Source organism: Mesoflavibacter sp., from assembly GCF_964226795.1.
Lineage (GTDB): Bacteria > Bacteroidota > Bacteroidia > Flavobacteriales > Flavobacteriaceae > Mesoflavibacter > Mesoflavibacter zeaxanthinifaciens.
Genome location: NZ_CAXQQP010000008.1, coordinates 99,727 through 115,629, shown reverse-complemented (window position 1 = coordinate 115,629; position 15,903 = coordinate 99,727). Strand labels below are relative to the sequence as shown.

15 protein-coding genes, 1 tRNA gene and 1 pseudogene are annotated in these 15,903 nt (G+C 31.5%); 8 read left to right on the top strand and 9 right to left on the bottom strand.

Features of this window, described 5'->3' with window-relative positions:
- The 3 genes and pseudogenes from ACEQT4_RS07435 to ACEQT4_RS07425 all read right to left on the bottom strand — a co-directional run bounded on the left by ACEQT4_RS07435 (position 1) and on the right by ACEQT4_RS07425 (position 1,883).
- Positions 1–657, bottom strand: coding sequence for an HD domain-containing protein (locus ACEQT4_RS07435; RefSeq protein ID WP_370226793.1), 657 nt, complete (start codon positions 655–657; stop codon positions 1–3).
- Positions 647–1,387 (bottom strand): annotated as a pseudogene (locus tag ACEQT4_RS07430) (lysophospholipid acyltransferase family protein). Before ACEQT4_RS07430 ends, ACEQT4_RS07435 begins: the two are co-directional and overlap by 11 nt.
- 85 nt (positions 1,388–1,472) lie before the next feature.
- Positions 1,473–1,883 carry a BrxA/BrxB family bacilliredoxin gene (locus tag ACEQT4_RS07425; protein ID WP_027879194.1) on the bottom strand — a complete coding sequence of 137 codons (411 nt, stop codon included), beginning with the start codon at positions 1,881–1,883 and terminating at the stop codon, positions 1,473–1,475.
- A 242-nt stretch (positions 1,884–2,125) separates the two neighbouring features.
- Here ACEQT4_RS07425 and ACEQT4_RS07420 point away from each other — a divergent pair, with 242 nt between their 5' ends.
- Both ACEQT4_RS07420 and ACEQT4_RS07415 read left to right on the top strand, forming a co-directional pair.
- Complete coding sequence (locus tag ACEQT4_RS07420; protein ID WP_370226791.1) at positions 2,126–2,914, top strand: TerB family tellurite resistance protein; 789 nt, start codon at positions 2,126–2,128, stop codon at positions 2,912–2,914.
- 48 nt (positions 2,915–2,962) lie between these two features.
- A complete protein-coding gene (locus ACEQT4_RS07415; protein WP_370226790.1) occupies positions 2,963–3,373 on the top strand; it encodes a hypothetical protein in 411 nt (136 codons plus the stop codon).
- 2 nt (positions 3,374–3,375) lie between these two features.
- Here the strand turns inward: ACEQT4_RS07415 and ACEQT4_RS07410 are convergent, their stop codons facing one another.
- A complete protein-coding gene (locus tag ACEQT4_RS07410; RefSeq protein WP_370226789.1) occupies positions 3,376–5,628 on the bottom strand; it encodes a TonB-dependent receptor domain-containing protein in 2,253 nt (750 codons plus the stop codon).
- 104 nt (positions 5,629–5,732) lie between these two features.
- Here ACEQT4_RS07410 and ACEQT4_RS07405 point away from each other — a divergent pair, with 104 nt between their 5' ends.
- A complete protein-coding gene (locus ACEQT4_RS07405) occupies positions 5,733–6,386 on the top strand; it encodes a metal-dependent transcriptional regulator (RefSeq protein WP_027879190.1) in 654 nt (217 codons plus the stop codon).
- Between the two features lies 1 nt (position 6,387).
- Positions 6,388–7,209, top strand: a complete 822-nt coding sequence (locus ACEQT4_RS07400; protein ID WP_027879189.1) for a ZIP family metal transporter — start codon at positions 6,388–6,390, stop codon at positions 7,207–7,209.
- 132 nt (positions 7,210–7,341) lie between these two features.
- Here ACEQT4_RS07400 and feoB read toward each other — a convergent pair whose 3' ends face one another.
- From feoB to ACEQT4_RS07385, 3 genes are all read right to left on the bottom strand, one after another.
- Positions 7,342–9,441: a ferrous iron transport protein B gene (gene feoB / locus ACEQT4_RS07395; RefSeq protein WP_370226787.1), complete on the bottom strand. Its 2,100-nt coding sequence runs from the start codon at positions 9,439–9,441 to the stop codon at positions 7,342–7,344.
- Complete coding sequence (locus ACEQT4_RS07390; RefSeq protein ID WP_027879187.1) at positions 9,438–9,671, bottom strand: FeoA family protein; 234 nt, start codon at positions 9,669–9,671, stop codon at positions 9,438–9,440. The genes feoB and ACEQT4_RS07390 overlap by 4 nt, the downstream gene beginning before the upstream one ends.
- 72 nt (positions 9,672–9,743) lie before the next feature.
- Positions 9,744–10,418 (bottom strand): SCO family protein, encoded by a 675-nt coding sequence (locus ACEQT4_RS07385; protein WP_027879186.1) that lies wholly within the window; start codon positions 10,416–10,418, stop codon positions 9,744–9,746.
- A 166-nt stretch (positions 10,419–10,584) separates the two neighbouring features.
- Here ACEQT4_RS07385 and rseP point away from each other — a divergent pair, with 166 nt between their 5' ends.
- The gene (gene rseP, locus ACEQT4_RS07380; protein WP_106680553.1) at positions 10,585–11,925 is read left to right on the top strand and encodes an RIP metalloprotease RseP; all 1,341 of its coding nucleotides are present in this window, start codon (positions 10,585–10,587) and stop codon (positions 11,923–11,925) included.
- Positions 11,926–11,998: 73 nt separating this feature from the next.
- Positions 11,999–12,072, top strand: a tRNA-Asn gene (locus tag ACEQT4_RS07375).
- 80 nt (positions 12,073–12,152) lie between these two features.
- Here ACEQT4_RS07375 and ACEQT4_RS07370 read toward each other — a convergent pair.
- Both ACEQT4_RS07370 and ACEQT4_RS07365 read right to left on the bottom strand, forming a co-directional pair.
- Complete coding sequence (locus tag ACEQT4_RS07370) at positions 12,153–13,484, bottom strand: vanadium-dependent haloperoxidase (RefSeq protein WP_370226785.1); 1,332 nt, start codon at positions 13,482–13,484, stop codon at positions 12,153–12,155.
- A 269-nt stretch (positions 13,485–13,753) separates the two neighbouring features.
- Positions 13,754–14,710 (bottom strand): NAD-dependent epimerase/dehydratase family protein, encoded by a 957-nt coding sequence (locus ACEQT4_RS07365; protein ID WP_106680348.1) that lies wholly within the window; start codon positions 14,708–14,710, stop codon positions 13,754–13,756.
- 154 nt (positions 14,711–14,864) lie between these two features.
- Between ACEQT4_RS07365 and ACEQT4_RS07360 the strand changes: the two genes are divergently transcribed.
- Together ACEQT4_RS07360 and ACEQT4_RS07355 are read left to right on the top strand one after the other, a co-directional pair.
- Positions 14,865–15,386: a hypothetical protein gene (locus tag ACEQT4_RS07360; protein ID WP_370226784.1), complete on the top strand. Its 522-nt coding sequence runs from the start codon at positions 14,865–14,867 to the stop codon at positions 15,384–15,386.
- A gap of 35 nt (positions 15,387–15,421) precedes the next feature.
- Positions 15,422–15,895, top strand: a complete 474-nt coding sequence (locus tag ACEQT4_RS07355) for a nuclear transport factor 2 family protein (protein ID WP_370226783.1) — start codon at positions 15,422–15,424, stop codon at positions 15,893–15,895.
- Positions 15,896–15,903: the final 8 nt, after the last annotated feature.

Sequence of the window (15,903 nt, the reverse complement as noted above, 5' to 3'; positions counted from 1 at the left end):
CTACTTCTCACCATGCCATTCAGCATAAAACTGCTTTAAAAAATCAACCATGTAGTTGTGTCTTTCTTCAGCAATTTTACGACCAGTTTTAGTATTCATTTTGTCTTTTAACAATAATAATTTTTCGTAAAAATGATTTATAGTTGGTGCAGTAGATTTTTTGTATTCGTCTTTTGTAAGGTTTAAATTAGGTTTAATATCTGGATTGTAAAGTGCTCTATTTTTAAATCCACCATAATTAAATGTACGTGCAATACCAATAGCACCAAGCGCATCTAACCGATCTGCATCTTGTATCACTTCTAATTCTTTAGATTTAAATGCAGAAGCATTATCTATATTAGAACTAAAAGACACGTTTTCAATAATTTTAATGACTTGATTAATTACTTTGGTAGATACGTTTTGTTTCATTAAAAACTCTCCAGCTATTTTTGGTCCAACAGTATCGTCACCTTTATAAAATTTACTATCTGCTATATCATGTAATAAAGCGCCAAGCGCAACAACTAATTCGTCTACCGTTTCACCTTTACTAATTAATAACGCATTGTTGTAAACACGTTCTGTATGAAACCAATCGTGTCCACCTTCAGCATCTTTTAAAGTCGTTTTTACAAAGGTTTTAGTAGCTTCAATAATTTGATTATTTTTCAAAAGTGATGGCGTTTTTAATGGTGTTTTCTGTAGTTTCTATAAGTGTTTGTGTATCGTAATCACTTACCTTTAATGGTTTATGAATTGTATATTTTAGGCGGTAACCAATACCCATAGGAAATTTTCCGTAAATCAATGTTTTCCAAGAGTTATTTATCGTAACAGGAAAAATATAAGCATTTGGAGCATGCTCGATTAAAGTAGCTAAACCACGTGTCTGAAACGGTTTTGGTTGTCCATCACGACTACGCGTTCCTTAAGGAAAAATAACAACACTTCTGTTATTTCTTTCAATGTAAGCAGCCATTTCTTTAATCTTGCTAAGTGCTTGTTTGGCATCTTTACGATCTATTAAAACCGATCCACCATGACGTAAATTATAAGATACACTTGGTAAACCTTTACCTAATTCTTTTTTGCTAATAAACTTAACATGAAACTTGCGCATAAACCATATTATTGGTGGTATATCATTCATGCTTTGGTGATTAGCAACAATAATTACAGGCACATTAGTAGGTAAATCGCTTGGCACTTTAAATTGATAAGTACAGCCTAAAAAATGCAAGCAACGTGTCAAGCAAAAATTAAGATAATCTACACTTTTTTTATGAGCTTGATAGCCAAACACATTAAAGCAAAACCATTGTATTGGATGAAAAACAAGTAAGCTTAACCCAAAAAATAGGAAGTAAATACAAGTTAACGGATAAGCTAAAAGTTTTCTCATTAGTAGTGATTTTTTAAGTTTCAAAAATAAAAAAACCACGATAAAAAATCGTGGCTTTTAAATAATACTTTAATCCTGCTAAGGCTTAGCAATGCTCATTATAAGCATCCATAAGGTTTTGTGCAATAAGTTCTGCAGGTCTACCTTCAATATGATGTCTTTCTAACATATGTACTAATTCGCCATTTTTAAAAAGCGCCATACTTGGTGAGCTTGGAGGAAACGGTACCATGTGCTGTCTAGCAACATCAGTAGCTTCTTTATCAACACCAGCAAAAACCGTAACCGCATGGTCAGGTTTTTTAGGATTGTTTAAACTCATTTTTGCTCCTGGACGTGCGTTAGCAGCAGCACAACCACAAACCGAATTTACAACTACTAACGTTGTACCTTCTTTTGCTAATGCAGCCTTTACCGCTTCAGGTGTATGTAATTCTTCAAAACCAACGTTTGTTAAGTCTTCGCGCATTGGTTTTACTAATTCTGCTGGATACATATTTATGTAATTTTTGTATTTATAAATCTATTCTTTGCAAAGATAAGCAAAAACCATGCAAAAGTTATTTTGGTGTTACCTTATAACACTTATGGTGTCATAAGGTCAGGCTATCGGCAGTCGCGCTTTGCAAGGCGCTCCAACAAAGCCTCTATCCTTAACGCAGTTACCAGCCAAAACCAGTAACAAAACCAACAAAAAGTATACTTACAAAGTATTATATTTACAACAAAAACAAATTAATGAGTGCATTAAAATGGATTGGTGCCACTTTAGGTTGGTCTTTAGGCGGACCAATTGGTGCAATAATAGGGTTAGCTTTAGGTAGTTTAGGAGACGCATTAGCAGATGGTAAAGGAACGTTGTTAGGCGACGGACAACCAAAACAACAAAGACCAAGATACAGAACACGACCAGATTACCGTACACAGCAACAAAAAAGAGCACAAACCACTTCAGGAGATTTTGAAGTAAGTTTATTAATCTTAGCTTCCGTAGTGATAAAAGCAGACGGTAGTCAAGACCAACGCGAGCTTGATTATGTGCGTAAGAAGTTTGTAGAAATGTATGGCAAAGACAGAGCCAACAAAGCATTTAGATTATTCAAACAAATTAATAATCAACATATTAATACGCGTCAGGTTTGTTTGCAGATCAAAACTATGATGGATCATGCAGCGCGTTTGCAATTACTTCATTTTTTATTCGGAATAGCACAAGCAGATGAGATTGTTATAGATGAAGAAGAGCGTCAAATCTATACCATTGCAGGTTATTTAGGAATAAGCAGTCGTGATTATAATAGCATTAAAGCCATGTTTTATAATCAATCTGATAATGCTTATAAAATTTTAGAAATAGATAAAGCAGCAACTGTAGACCAAATAAAACGTGCGTATCGTAAAATGGTGATGAAATATCATCCAGATCGTGTAGAGCATCTTGGCGAAGAACACAAACAAGGCGCAGAAGCAAAGTTTAGACAAGTACAAAAAGCTTATGAACAGTTACAAAAAGAACGTGGCTTTTAATTTATCTTTCTGTGATTAATACAGATGTTAACTTTTCAATTTTTTAATATGAAATATAGCATTGCTCTTTTATTTTTTATTTGGAGTGTTTCAAGCACAGCGCAAGATATTTCTGGCGTATACCTTTTGCATACAAATTCTGAACTATTTGAATTAAAGCGTACCTTAACATTACATCAAGACGGTACTTTCAGCTTTCATAATTATAAAAGAGATGAAAACGGAATACCTAAAGAAACTAACACTTACGGTAAAGGACATTGGAAAATAGATAAAAAGGTTGTTTCTTTTTCATCTTCATCTTTAGACGGTACTTTCACTTTAGATTTTAATGAAACTAAAGCAAGATACATATCTAAATCACCAAGAGATACATCGGATAGAGTTATTAAAACAGCCTTACGTTTTTATCAATCTAACTTGTTTTGGGTAAAAGGTATGACTTTAGAAAAACAATAGAGTTACTTTAAAGTATAACGCATCCCAAAAAACACTCTAATTCCTTGGTTTGGTGCATAGACATAAGAAGGATCAAAGGTTAATGCATAAGGGTTATCTGGTGTTGCAACAACATTACCACTATTATCAAATTGAACATTTTCGTCAAAAGGATCGTTTGCTCTAGCAATGATAAAAGGGTTGCCTTTATTTGGTGTCCAGTCTAGTAAGTTTTTTACGCCACCATAAATGTCAAGGTTTTTAAACTTATCGTAGCTTAATTGTATGTTTTGTATGCTCCAAGTAGGCGAGTAGTCTTGTCTTGGATCTAAATCCCCTAAAGTTGGTAAACGCATTGGTCCATAAACATTACCCGTATAATCAATGGTTAAATGCGTTGGATAATGTTTGTAGGATATTCCCCAAGTTCCTGTAAAACGTTCGGTTAAAATTTGTCGTGTCTTTATGTTGTTTTCAGTTTGTGTAACATCTTGTACTGTCGCACCAATATTCGCTTTAAAACCTGTTGCAAAAATAGCGTCAAAGTTTAAGCTTAACCCTTTAGATACAGAATGTCCATCTAAATTGTCGTATATAATTTGATTAGGATTAGTATCGTAATCTGGTAAAATTGCATTAGTAAAATAAGTATACCAAGCCGAAGCATCTAAAGTGAAAATCATACCTTTTTTAGTGTAAAATTTCTTTAGATAGTTAAGGTTAATATTGTACGATTGTTCTGGATCTAATGTTTCTTCAATTATTACATCTCTTGCACCAGTTAGTGCAGCATGATCTTCGGTAAAAAGGTTTACAACTCTAAAACCTGTTCCTGCATTTAGTCTAATAATATCGTCTTCAGTTGGTTTGTATTTGTAAGCAATACGAGGTGTTAGGATTGATCCATGTCGGTTATCATAATCATATCGTAATCCTAATAATAAATTTTGTTTATCGTTTAGCTTAATTTCATCTTGAACAAAAAGAGAAGGTATAGTAACTTCATCTGCATTTATAGTTGCAGTTGTATTATCGTTGTAATAGTTATAACGTAACGCTGCGCCAAATAATAAATCGTGATTTCTTAAAGGTTTATCCCAAACCAATTGCGTAAAACCAATACGTTGTTTTGCTAAGTATGGCGTATCTCCATACACTGAGTTTTGATCATGATCAGAATATGAAAATTGCAGATTGATATGCTCATTAACCGGTAATTGGTACTTACCTAAAATTTCAAATCGGCTAGTGTAAATGCTTTCGCCATAAACTTCGTTTCCACCTCGAAAATTTTTATTCCATTGTAATTCTCCACCATATCTATCTTCATAAAAATAGCGTCCAGCAATTGAAAATTTTCGGTTGTCTTTTCGTTTAAAATCCCATTTATTAAATATTGAAATTCGATCTTGCAGCGTCAAATCTGTAAAATTATCGTTGTTATTATCGATAAGATTGTCAAATTTAAAGTAGTTAGTCCCGAACAATAAAGTTGCTTTTTTACCAACTTTAGCTTTAAAACCAGCATCAACATTAAGTTCGCCCCAAGAGTTGATAAAACTATCTGCAAATACGATTGGCGCATTGTCTGGAGATTTTGTAATAATATTAATTAATCCGCCAACAGCTTCGCTACCATATAACGAAGATGCTGGACCTTTAACAATTTCGACTTGTTCGATCAAAGAATTTGGTATACCTGACAATCCATAAACAGTAGATAAACCGCTAACAATTGGCATACCATCTATTAAAACTAAAGTGTACGGACCTTCAAGTCCGTTAATATGTATATCGCCAGTATTACACACATTACAATTAAGTTGAGGTCTTACACCGTTTACGTTTTGCAACGCTTCAAAAATATTTGGAGTTGGGTTTTTTTTGAAAAATGTTGGCGTATACACTTCTACAGGAACAGCACTTTCTAATCGGTTTACAGCTTTTAATGTTCCAGAAACAACGACTTCATCTAAAGATTGGTCATTTATAAGTTGAAATGATAGGTTTTTAAAGTTTTTATCAACTATAATTTCTTTCTTTTCAGTTTTAAAACCAACGTAAGATGCAACAATTGTATAATTACCACTTGCGATGTTTTTAATTTCAAAATAACCGTTTTCATTAGTTGTAGTTCCAATCTTGGTGTTTTCTAAATAAACGTTAACATAAGGTATACTTGTGTTTTCTGAAGAAACTGTACCAGAGATTGTATATGTATTTTGCGCAACACATATTACTGAAAATAGAGATATTAAGAGCGAAACTAACTTCATTATTTAATTATTTTTATGCAAATATAAACATATTTTTAGGCTTGTCTAAAAATATGTTTTTGAATATATTAAATTTGTATCTTTGTTTATCTAAAAATGAACTAGTGACTTTATCTGAAGAGAATTATTTAAAAGCAATTTATCATCTTGGTAAGCATGGAACTACTGCGGTAAGTACCAATGCAATTGCAGAGCAAATGGAGACCAAAGCGTCTTCTGTAACCGATATGGTTAAAAAATTAGCCGAAAAAGACTTGGTTAATTACGTAAAATATCAAGGTGTTAGCCTAACCAAAGATGGTAAAATTGTAGCGACTTCAATTATTAGAAAACATAGACTTTGGGAAGTGTTTTTAGTGCAAAAGCTAAATTTTACTTGGGACGAAGTACATGATGTAGCAGAACAATTAGAGCATATTAAATCTGATAAATTAGTCAACCAATTGGATGCGTTTTTAGAGTTTCCTACGCATGATCCACATGGAGATCCTATTCCGGATAAAAACGGAAATATGGTTACTAGAGAAAAAACAATTTTATCTAAAGTAAGCATTAACAGTGTTGGTGTTTGTGTTGGTGTAAACGATTCTTCATCAGATTTTTTAAAATATCTAAGTAAGCATAACATAGCCTTAGGAACATCTATAGAAGTGGTTGGAAAAGAAAAGTTTGACGACTCTATGACTATAAAAATTGAAGACAAAACACTTCAAATTTCTAAATTAATTTCAAATAATATTTACATAAAACTAGTATAAAATGGATAGCATTATTCAATATTTTGAAAGTATAGATCCTATATTAGGTGCATTGTACGCCTCATTATTCACATGGATTTTAACAGCATCTGGTGCTGCACTAGTATTTTTATTTAAGGGAATGAATAGAGCCTTGCTAGACGGTATGCTTGGTTTTACTGGCGGTGTTATGGTTGCAGCCAGTTTTTGGAGCTTATTAGCACCAGGAATAGAAATGAGTCCAGGCGAAGGATTTGTAAAAGTGATTCCTGCTGCAGTAGGATTTGCTTTAGGCGCACTTTTTATTTTTGGATTAGATAAAGTATTACCGCATTTACACATCAATTTTAAAGAAAGCGAAAAAGAAGGCGTAAAATCACCTTGGCACAGAACAACCTTATTAGTATTAGCAATTGCATTACATAACATACCTGAAGGCTTAGCTGTTGGTGTGCTTTTTGGAGGTGTTGCTGCAGGAATACCAGAAGCTAGTATTGGTGGTGCTGTTGCTTTGGCATTGGGAATTGGCATACAAAATTTCCCAGAAGGTTTAGCTGTTTCTATGCCATTAAGACGTCAAGGCGTAAGTAAATTTAAAAGCTTTTGGTATGGACAAATGAGTGCAATTGTCGAGCCTATTTTTGCAGTTATTGGTGCTGTTGCAGTAACGTTTTTTATTCCAATTTTACCTTATGCATTAGCTTTTGCTGCAGGTGCTATGATTTTTGTAGTTGTTGAAGAAGTAGTGCCAGAAACGCAACGAGATAAATATACAGACATAGCAACACTTGGATTTATTGGTGGATTTATAGTCATGATGACCTTGGATGTGGCTTTAGGTTAGAGCTAATTACATCCACAATTATCGGTTCCGCAAGATTTTTTCGATTTCTTTTTGAAGAAGAATTTTTTGATTAAAAATGAAAGAGCTAAACCAAAGGTTAAAAAAACTAATATATTTTGTAAAGTGTTCATTTTATTTTAAAAATTGAAATGCCATTAAAGCAGTAATATAAGCAATTGAGGTCATAATTACAAGCTGTAAAATTGGCCATTTCCAGCTGTTTGTTTCTCGTTTTACAATTGCCAACGTACTCATACATTGCATTGCAAACGCATAGAATAATAATAATGAAATACCAGATGCAAAATTAAATAATGGTCCGCCAAGTATTGGATTTACTTCTCCTGCCATTCGGTTTTTTATAGTGTCTTCATCATCATTACCAACGCTATAAATGGTTGCTAATGTACCAACAAACACCTCGCGAGCAGCAAAACTACTTACAATTGCAATTCCTATTTTCCAGTCGTAACCTAAAGGTCTAATAGCAGGCTCTATTGCATGTCCTGCAATACCAATAAAGGAATGTTCTAATTTTTGAGCAGCTATTTTTTGACTTAATTCGTCTTCACTTAAATTTTGTGACGCGTATTCGGTTTTAATAATTTCTTCTGCATTATTAAAGTTTTCACCAGGACCATAGGATGCTAAAACCCAAAGTATAATAGAGATCGCTAAAATAATTTTACCAGCACCAAAAACAAACGACTTTGTTTTTTCTAATACCGTTAAGCCAACATTTTTAAACAATGGTAATTTGTAGTTTGGCATTTCTACCACAAAAAAGGTTTTACTTTTAATTTTAAGCACTTTATTTAAAATGTATGCCGAAATAATTGCAGTACCAAAACCTAGTAAATACAACAGCATTAAGGTTAATGCTTGGTAACTTAATCCTAAAAATCGTCCTTCTGGAATTACTAAAGAAATGATAATTAAATAGACAGGCAGTCTAGCCGAACACGTTGTAAAAGGTGTTACTAAAATGGTGATTAGACGTTCTTTCCAACTTTCTATATTACGCGTAGCCATAATTGCAGGAATGGCACATGCAGTTCCAGAAATTAAAGGGACAACACTTTTACCGCTTAATCCAAATCGTCTCATTATACGATCCATTAAGAAAACTACACGACTCATGTAACCACTTTCTTCTAGTATAGCTATGAAGAGAAATAAAAATGCGATTTGTGGTATAAAAATGACAATTCCGCCAAGTCCAGATATTATTCCTTCTGCTAATAAATTAGTAAATGCGCCTTCTGGTAATGTGTTTTTAACCCAATCACTAAGATTAGCAAAAGCATTATCAATAAAATCCATAGGAACTGAAGACCAGTCGTAGATAGCTTGAAAAATTAGAAGTAAAATGATAAAAAAGATGGCGTATCCCCAAATTTTATGGGTTAAAATACGGTCAAATTTTGTACGCAAATCTTTAGCTTGACTAACATCTATGGTTTGTCCAACTTTTAAGGTATTGTTTATAAATTGATAGCGCTTAATAGTTTCTTTTTGCTGTAGTCGTTTTAAATCGCTTTTAGATTTGGTTTTAAAACTAGCAATAGCTTCAATTTCATTTCTATCTGTTTTACCAAAGTTAACATCTTGTGTAATTACCAACCAAAGTTTATAAAGTAGTTGGTTAGGAAAGGCTTTACGTAGTTTGTTAAAATAATCTGGATCAATCTCAGATGCATGTAAACACGGTTCTGTAGACAATTCTCTAAAATTAGAAATTAAATCTTTTAAACCTTCGATACCTTGTTTTTTTCTTGTACTTATTAAGGCAATTTTAGTATTTAACTCCTGCTCTAAATAAGGAATATCTAAAGAAATACCCTTGTAGCTCATCCTATCTGCCATATTAATAACAAGAATGGTTGGGATTTCAAGATCTTTTATTTGTGTGAAAAGTAAAAGGTTACGTTTTAAATTTTCTACATCACTTACTACGACAGCAACGTCAGGAAAATCTTTATCGTTTTTATTTAAAAGAAGTTCGATAACTACATTTTCGTCTAAGGATGATGCATTTAGGCTGTAAGTTCCTGGTAAATCTATGATATGTGCTTTAACGCCTCTTGGTAATTTACAGATACCTTCTTTTTTTTCTACAGTAATTCCTGGATAGTTTCCAACTTTTTGATTTAAACCTGTTAAGGCATTAAAAACAGAAGTTTTTCCAGTATTAGGATTACCTATTAAAGCGACATTAATTTGCTTACTCATACAGTTTCTTTTTCAATTAAAATATGAATAGCAGTTTCTTTTCTAATTGCCAGATGACTACCGTTAATGTTTAAATACATTGGATCTGCAAAAGGTGCTAATTGAACCAACTGAACACTATTACCGGGCAAACATCCCATTTCTAGAAGTTTTAGAGGTATATGTTTTGAAGAAACATCTATTATAGTTGCTATTTCTCCTTTTTTTAATGTGTCTAGTGTATTGTTCAAGCTTATTTAGATTGATTTTAAAGAAGCAAAAGTAATGGAAAATTTTAGCCTAAAAAAATTGAAAGCTAAAAACTAATCTTCATATTCTTTTTTTAAAGTTTTTAAATCTTGTAAAAGACGTTTAATTTCATCTTTTTTAGTACCATCGTAATAGCCTCTAATTTGTCTCTTTTTGTCTATTAGCATAAAATTTTCGGTATGTACCATGCCATAATCGTCTGGCATTCCATCGTCTTTAACAGCTAAATAACTTTTTCTGGCTAATCGGTAAATTTCGCCTTTATCTCCGGTAACTAAATTCCATTTACTATCAATAACACCTTTTTTAATGGCGTAGCGTTTTAGCTGTGCAACACTATCAATTTTTGGTGTAACAGAGTGAGAAAGCAGCATAACTTCATCATCATTTTTAATTTCTTTTTGAATATCTACCATGTTATCTGTCATAATGGGACAAATGGTTTGGCAGGTTGTAAAAAAGAAATCGGCAACGTAAATTTTATCTTTATAAGTATCTTGGGTAATTGTATCTCCGTTTTGGTTGATTAAACTAAAATCTGCTATTTTATGATATTTTATTTTGTGTTGAATGGTGCTATCAACCAATTCAGTACTTACATCTGCAGGTTGATAAATAGGTAAAGGTTTGTCTACCTTCAAAATGTTGTAAAAAATTGAAATAATTATAATTGAAATGATTCCAAAAACAATAGCAAATCTTTTATAAGCTTTAAAAAAGTTAAGCATACCAAGTTAATTTAAATTCGGAATACAAAAATACGAGTAAAAAGAGGATTAACTACATGATATAGCTCATAAAATTTGTTAATTATACTTAAGCATAAGGTATTAAGTTTTTTATACTAAGCTTAAATACTTACTTTTGCCGACTACTATTGAATAACAATACTAAATGGAATTTATCATAAAAATTGGACAGTTTTTATTAAGTCTGTCATTACTAATTGTCTTACATGAATTAGGACATTTTATCCCTGCAAAAGCATTTAAAACCAGAGTCGAAAAGTTTTATCTTTTTTTTGATGTAAAATACTCTCTTTTTAAGAAGAAAATAGGCGAAACGGTTTACGGTATAGGATGGTTACCATTAGGAGGCTATGTAAAAATCTCTGGTATGATCGACGAAAGTATGGATACAGAGCAAATGGCGCAAGAACCACAACCTTGGGAGTTTAGGTCTAAACCAGCATGGCAACGCTTAATAATAATGTTAGGTGGTGTTTTTGTAAATTTCTTACTAGCATTAGTTATTTATATTGTAGCATCTTTTGTGTACGGAGATACAGATATTTCTGCTTCAAGCTTAAAAGATGGGTTTGTAATAGAAAATCCAATCTTAACTAAAATAGGTTTTAAGACAGGAGATAAAATTACTAAGGTAGATGGAGAACCTGTAAAATATGAATCTGATATTAGACGAAATATTATTGGAGCTAATAATGTTACTATAAAAAGAGGAAAAGAAGAAAAAACAATAGAATTACCCATAGATTTTTTAGGACAATTATCTTCAAGTGATGATAGATCTTTATTTGATTTGCGTCAACCTTTTATAGTTGAAAAGATAATGGATACTTCTTTAAATAAATCTGTTGATCTACAAAAAGGAGATATTTTTAAATCCATTAATGGTAAACCAGCAGAATACTTTGATCAAGTAGCTCCGATTTTAGAAGATACAAAAGGGCAAACTATTAATGTAACTATACAAAGAGGTAATACTACAATTAATAGAGATTTAAAAGTTGATCAGTATGCTAAACTTGATGTTGTAACAACAAGAAGTTTAAAAACTTTTGAAGAATTAGGTTATTTAAAAATTATAACAAAAAATTATTCTTTTGGAGAAAGTTTTGGCGTTGGATTTAAAAAGTTTACCAGTCAAATCACATCATATTTTGGACAATTAAAAGCAATTTTTAATCCTAAAACAGGTGCATATAAAGGTGTTGGTGGTTTTAAAGCTATTTACGATATATTTCCAAGCACTTGGAGCTGGCAAGCCTTTTGGGGATTAACCGCATTTTTATCTATAATGTTAGGTGTTTTAAATTTATTACCAATACCAGCATTAGATGGTGGTCATGTAATGTTTTTATTATACGAAATGATATCTGGACGTAAGCCTGGAGAGAAGTTTTTAGAAAAAGCGCAAATGGTTGGTTTCTTCATTTTAATAGCTTTAGTGCTGTTTGCAAATGGTAATGATATAGTAAAAGCAATTTTTAATTAAATTTTTTAAAATTATTATTTGTAGTATTTAAAAAAACATATATATTTGCGCTCGCAACAGCGAAAATAAACACTCCTCCTTAGCTCAGTTGGTTAGAGCATCTGACTGTTAATCAGAGGGTCCTTGGTTCGAGCCCAAGAGGGGGAGCAAAAATTAACCCGATACATTCTAGTATCGGGTTTTTTTGTGGTAATTTATTAATATTTTCTTACTTAAAGAGGGATTTGTTAAAGACCAAGTTTATTGGCTATAAAATGTCCAACAGATTTACCTTGATCTAAACCATTATCAATAGCAGCCCTATAATGAATACCTCCATAAAGTCTACTTAAAGCTGCTTCTGCTGATGCGTCATAAAAAGATTTAAAATTTCTTGGCGGTAAACCGTAAGGGATTTCTGAAGTATCGTTAAAAGCAAAGTTATCACCAAATAGTTTAGTCAAAACTACCGATGCCGATCCTGAAACTACTGAATGACCACTAACATACTCCGGAAAAGGTGGTGTTTGTAAAATAGGTAACCAATCTGGGTCAATGTGTTGGTTTATTAGTGTTTCTGGACGAATAAGGTTACTTCTATATTTTTCGTCCCAACAACTAATAAAAGCATCTGCTATTGCGATAGATGTTTTTGTATATGTGTTTACTGTCTCCTCAAGACTAGACTTTGTTTTTTTAGAGGCAATTTGAGAAATTAAAATCCAATGTGCGCCTGGAGATATTTTTTTTGTAGCAAACATAAAATGACCTCTAGTTACAGATACGAAAGGGTTACAATCCCAAAACTGTGCAATTTCAATTTCTTCAGTATTATCTCCCTTTTTTGTTATTTCTTGACTAACGTTATAAACCTCTAATAGTTCTTGGTAAAATTTTGAATCTTTTTTAAGTGAAAACTCTGGAGGAGGAATAGGTTTAAATTGTGACGCAGAGTCTAATAAAAAAGGTCTTATTTTGTTCCAATGAGGCTCTATTCCATCCATATAGCTAGGTGGTGTTGGTTGCCATCTTGATGGGTCTTCCATATCTACAGTAAACTTTGGCATAGTCCGAGTTTCCTTGTAATTGTCGTTATTCATCCACTCAGTGATATGACCAATTACTTTATCAGAATAGTTTTTTGTAATAGTAAATTCTTCTTTGTTAATTTTTTTCCACTCTGTGTACAAGCTATCTTTATAATGATCTAATTTATCTTCAGAAAAAATTAGTTTTTTACTAATTTCAAGATGAGCTATTAGTGCTGCTAATTTTAAGTTTACACCTTCTGTAGTGTTAACCTTTGGTATTGTTGTAAATTGATTAAGCTTTTTATCTAAAGTTAAAAGTTTAGGGTTGTCTTGTGCTAAAATTTCATATGCAGCAATATTTGGATACACAAAAACTCTACTTGCTACAGGAGGAGAAAAGATATCATGTATCATAATATCTATTATTTTATTTACAGAAGCATGGTATTGTTCTGGTGTAATAATTATCTGTTTGTTGCTTTTTGTTTTACAGCTACATAAGAATAAAGTTAAGCTAACTGTTATTAAAATTTTCAGAGAATATTTCATTAAAATGGCTATTTAATTTTTAGCGTTAAGCAAAATAAATGAAATATATGTTTCTTACAATTTTTATTAAAAAAATTGTTTTATTGTTGTTTTTTGTGTTAGTATTTATTTTTAATTAAATATGTTAACATTTTTATTGTGATTATGTAATTAGTTAGGAATTTTGATTATTATAACAAAATAAAAAAGCTCCTTGAATTAACTCAAGAAGCTTTTTGTTGTCTTTAAAAATACTATAAAGTATTAAAGAGTTTTATTACTTTAATTGATTAACTAGTCTTATTTTTTTCTTTAAGATTAGTTAGCATCTCTTTTGTAATAGCATCTAGATCAAACTTATGTTTCCAATTCCAGTCTTGTTGTGCTTCAGTGTCGTCTATACTACTTGGCCAAGTATCTGCAATTGATTGCCTAAAATCAGGTTGGTAAGATATCTTGAAATTTGGAATTTCCTTTCTTATAGAATTAGCAATTTCATCTGGAGTAAAACTAATTCCGGCTAGGTTATAAGAGGATCTGATTTTTACATCTTCTTCTTTAGCAGTCATTAATTTAACCGTTGCATCAATAGCATCATCCATATACATCATTGGTAGTGCTGTTTTTTCACTTAAAAAACATTCATAAGATTCTTTTTTTAATGCTTCATGATAGATTTCTACAGCATAATCTGTTGTGCCGCCTCCAGGTAAGGTCTTCCAACTTATCAAACCTGGATATCTTATACTTCTTACATCTACATTATACTTTTCGTGATAATATTCGCACCAACGTTCTCCTACTTGTTTTGTAATACCATAAACAGTTGTTGGTTCCATTACGGTTCTTTGTGGAGTGTTATTTTTAGGAGTAGTAGGTCCAAAAACGGCAATACTTGAAGGCCAAAAGATTTTTTTTATGGCTTTGCCTTTTGCAAGATTTAAAACATGAAAAAGAGATTGCATATTCAAATCCCAAGCTTTCATAGGGTATTTTTCTCCTGTTGCACTTAAAATTGCAGCCATTAAGTAAACGGTATCTATGTTGTGTTTTTCGCAACAAATTTTAAGTGATGCATAATCCATAGCATCAATAATTTCAAAAGTACCAGAATTAACTAAGTCTACGTTATTGTAATTAATATCACTAGCAATAACGTTTTTATTGCCATAAATTTCTCTCAGTTTATAAGTTAGCTCAGATCCTATTTGGCCACAAGCCCCGATAATTAATATTTTTTCGCTCATTTATTAAAGGATTATGCAAATTTCAGCTCAAAAGTAAGAACAATTTTAAAGATATTTCAATAAATAAATGCTAAAAGTTAGAATAAAAGATTAGTTAAAAATTAAGGTTTAAAACTAGTATCTTATATATTTGTTTTTAGATATATTTTAAGTTATGAAACATCTATTTATCATCTTGCTTTTGTGTGCTTTATCTGTTAGTTGTAAAGATAAAACAGATCAATCTTTAGTCGCAGAACAAAGTCAACAATCTGACTCTTTAAATATAAAAAAAGAGGATATTAATAAAATAAATTATGTAGATATTGGGTTGGACGCCAAAACAAATTCAATAATGCCTACATGGCAAGCTTATCAAACTTTATCGGATGCTGTTCAAAGTTTAAAGCAAGCAGATTATTCTTTTTTTAATACAGATATTGAAGTTTTTTCAACAGCAATAAAAGATTTAGAACAAACTATTCCACCAAGTATTAAAACACAGTCTATAGAAGCCAGAGTATTAGCTTTTAAAACAAAATTGTTAAATTTAAAAGATCTAAATAGCCTAGATTTTATAGATAAAAAGGATATTCTTTTTGCAACAAAAGAAGTTTTTGTTGCTTTTTCTAACCTTAACTTACAAATTAATAAAAAGCTAGAAAAAGCTAGTCAAAATATTGAAAGACCTTATTAGTTATGAAAAATTATGCTCTAATATTTTTGATGTTAATGTCATGCACATTAATAAGCCAAAACGATACTAAAATAAAAAATTCAATTTATAAAACAATAGATGCTTGGCATGAAGCAGCTGCAAATGCAGACTTTGATTCTTATTTTAAATTAATGACAGAAGATGCTGTGTTTATTGGTACAGATGCTACTGAAAATTGGCAGTTAGAAGAATTTAAAGAGTTTTCTAAACCTTATTTTGATAAAGGAAAGGCTTGGAGCTTTACTTCTTTAGAACGTAATATTTATTTAAATAGTAACAAAAATCTAGCTTGGTTTGACGAAATTTTAGATACACAAATGGGGCTATGCAGAGGATCTGGTGTTGTTGTATTAACTGAAAATGGATGGAAAATAAAGCATTATGTTTTATCTATTACAATTCCAAACCCAAAAGTGAAAAATGTCGTAAATATCAAAAAAGACACAGATAGTTTGTTGAAACAAAAGCTTAAACTAAAAACCGAATAAAAAATCGT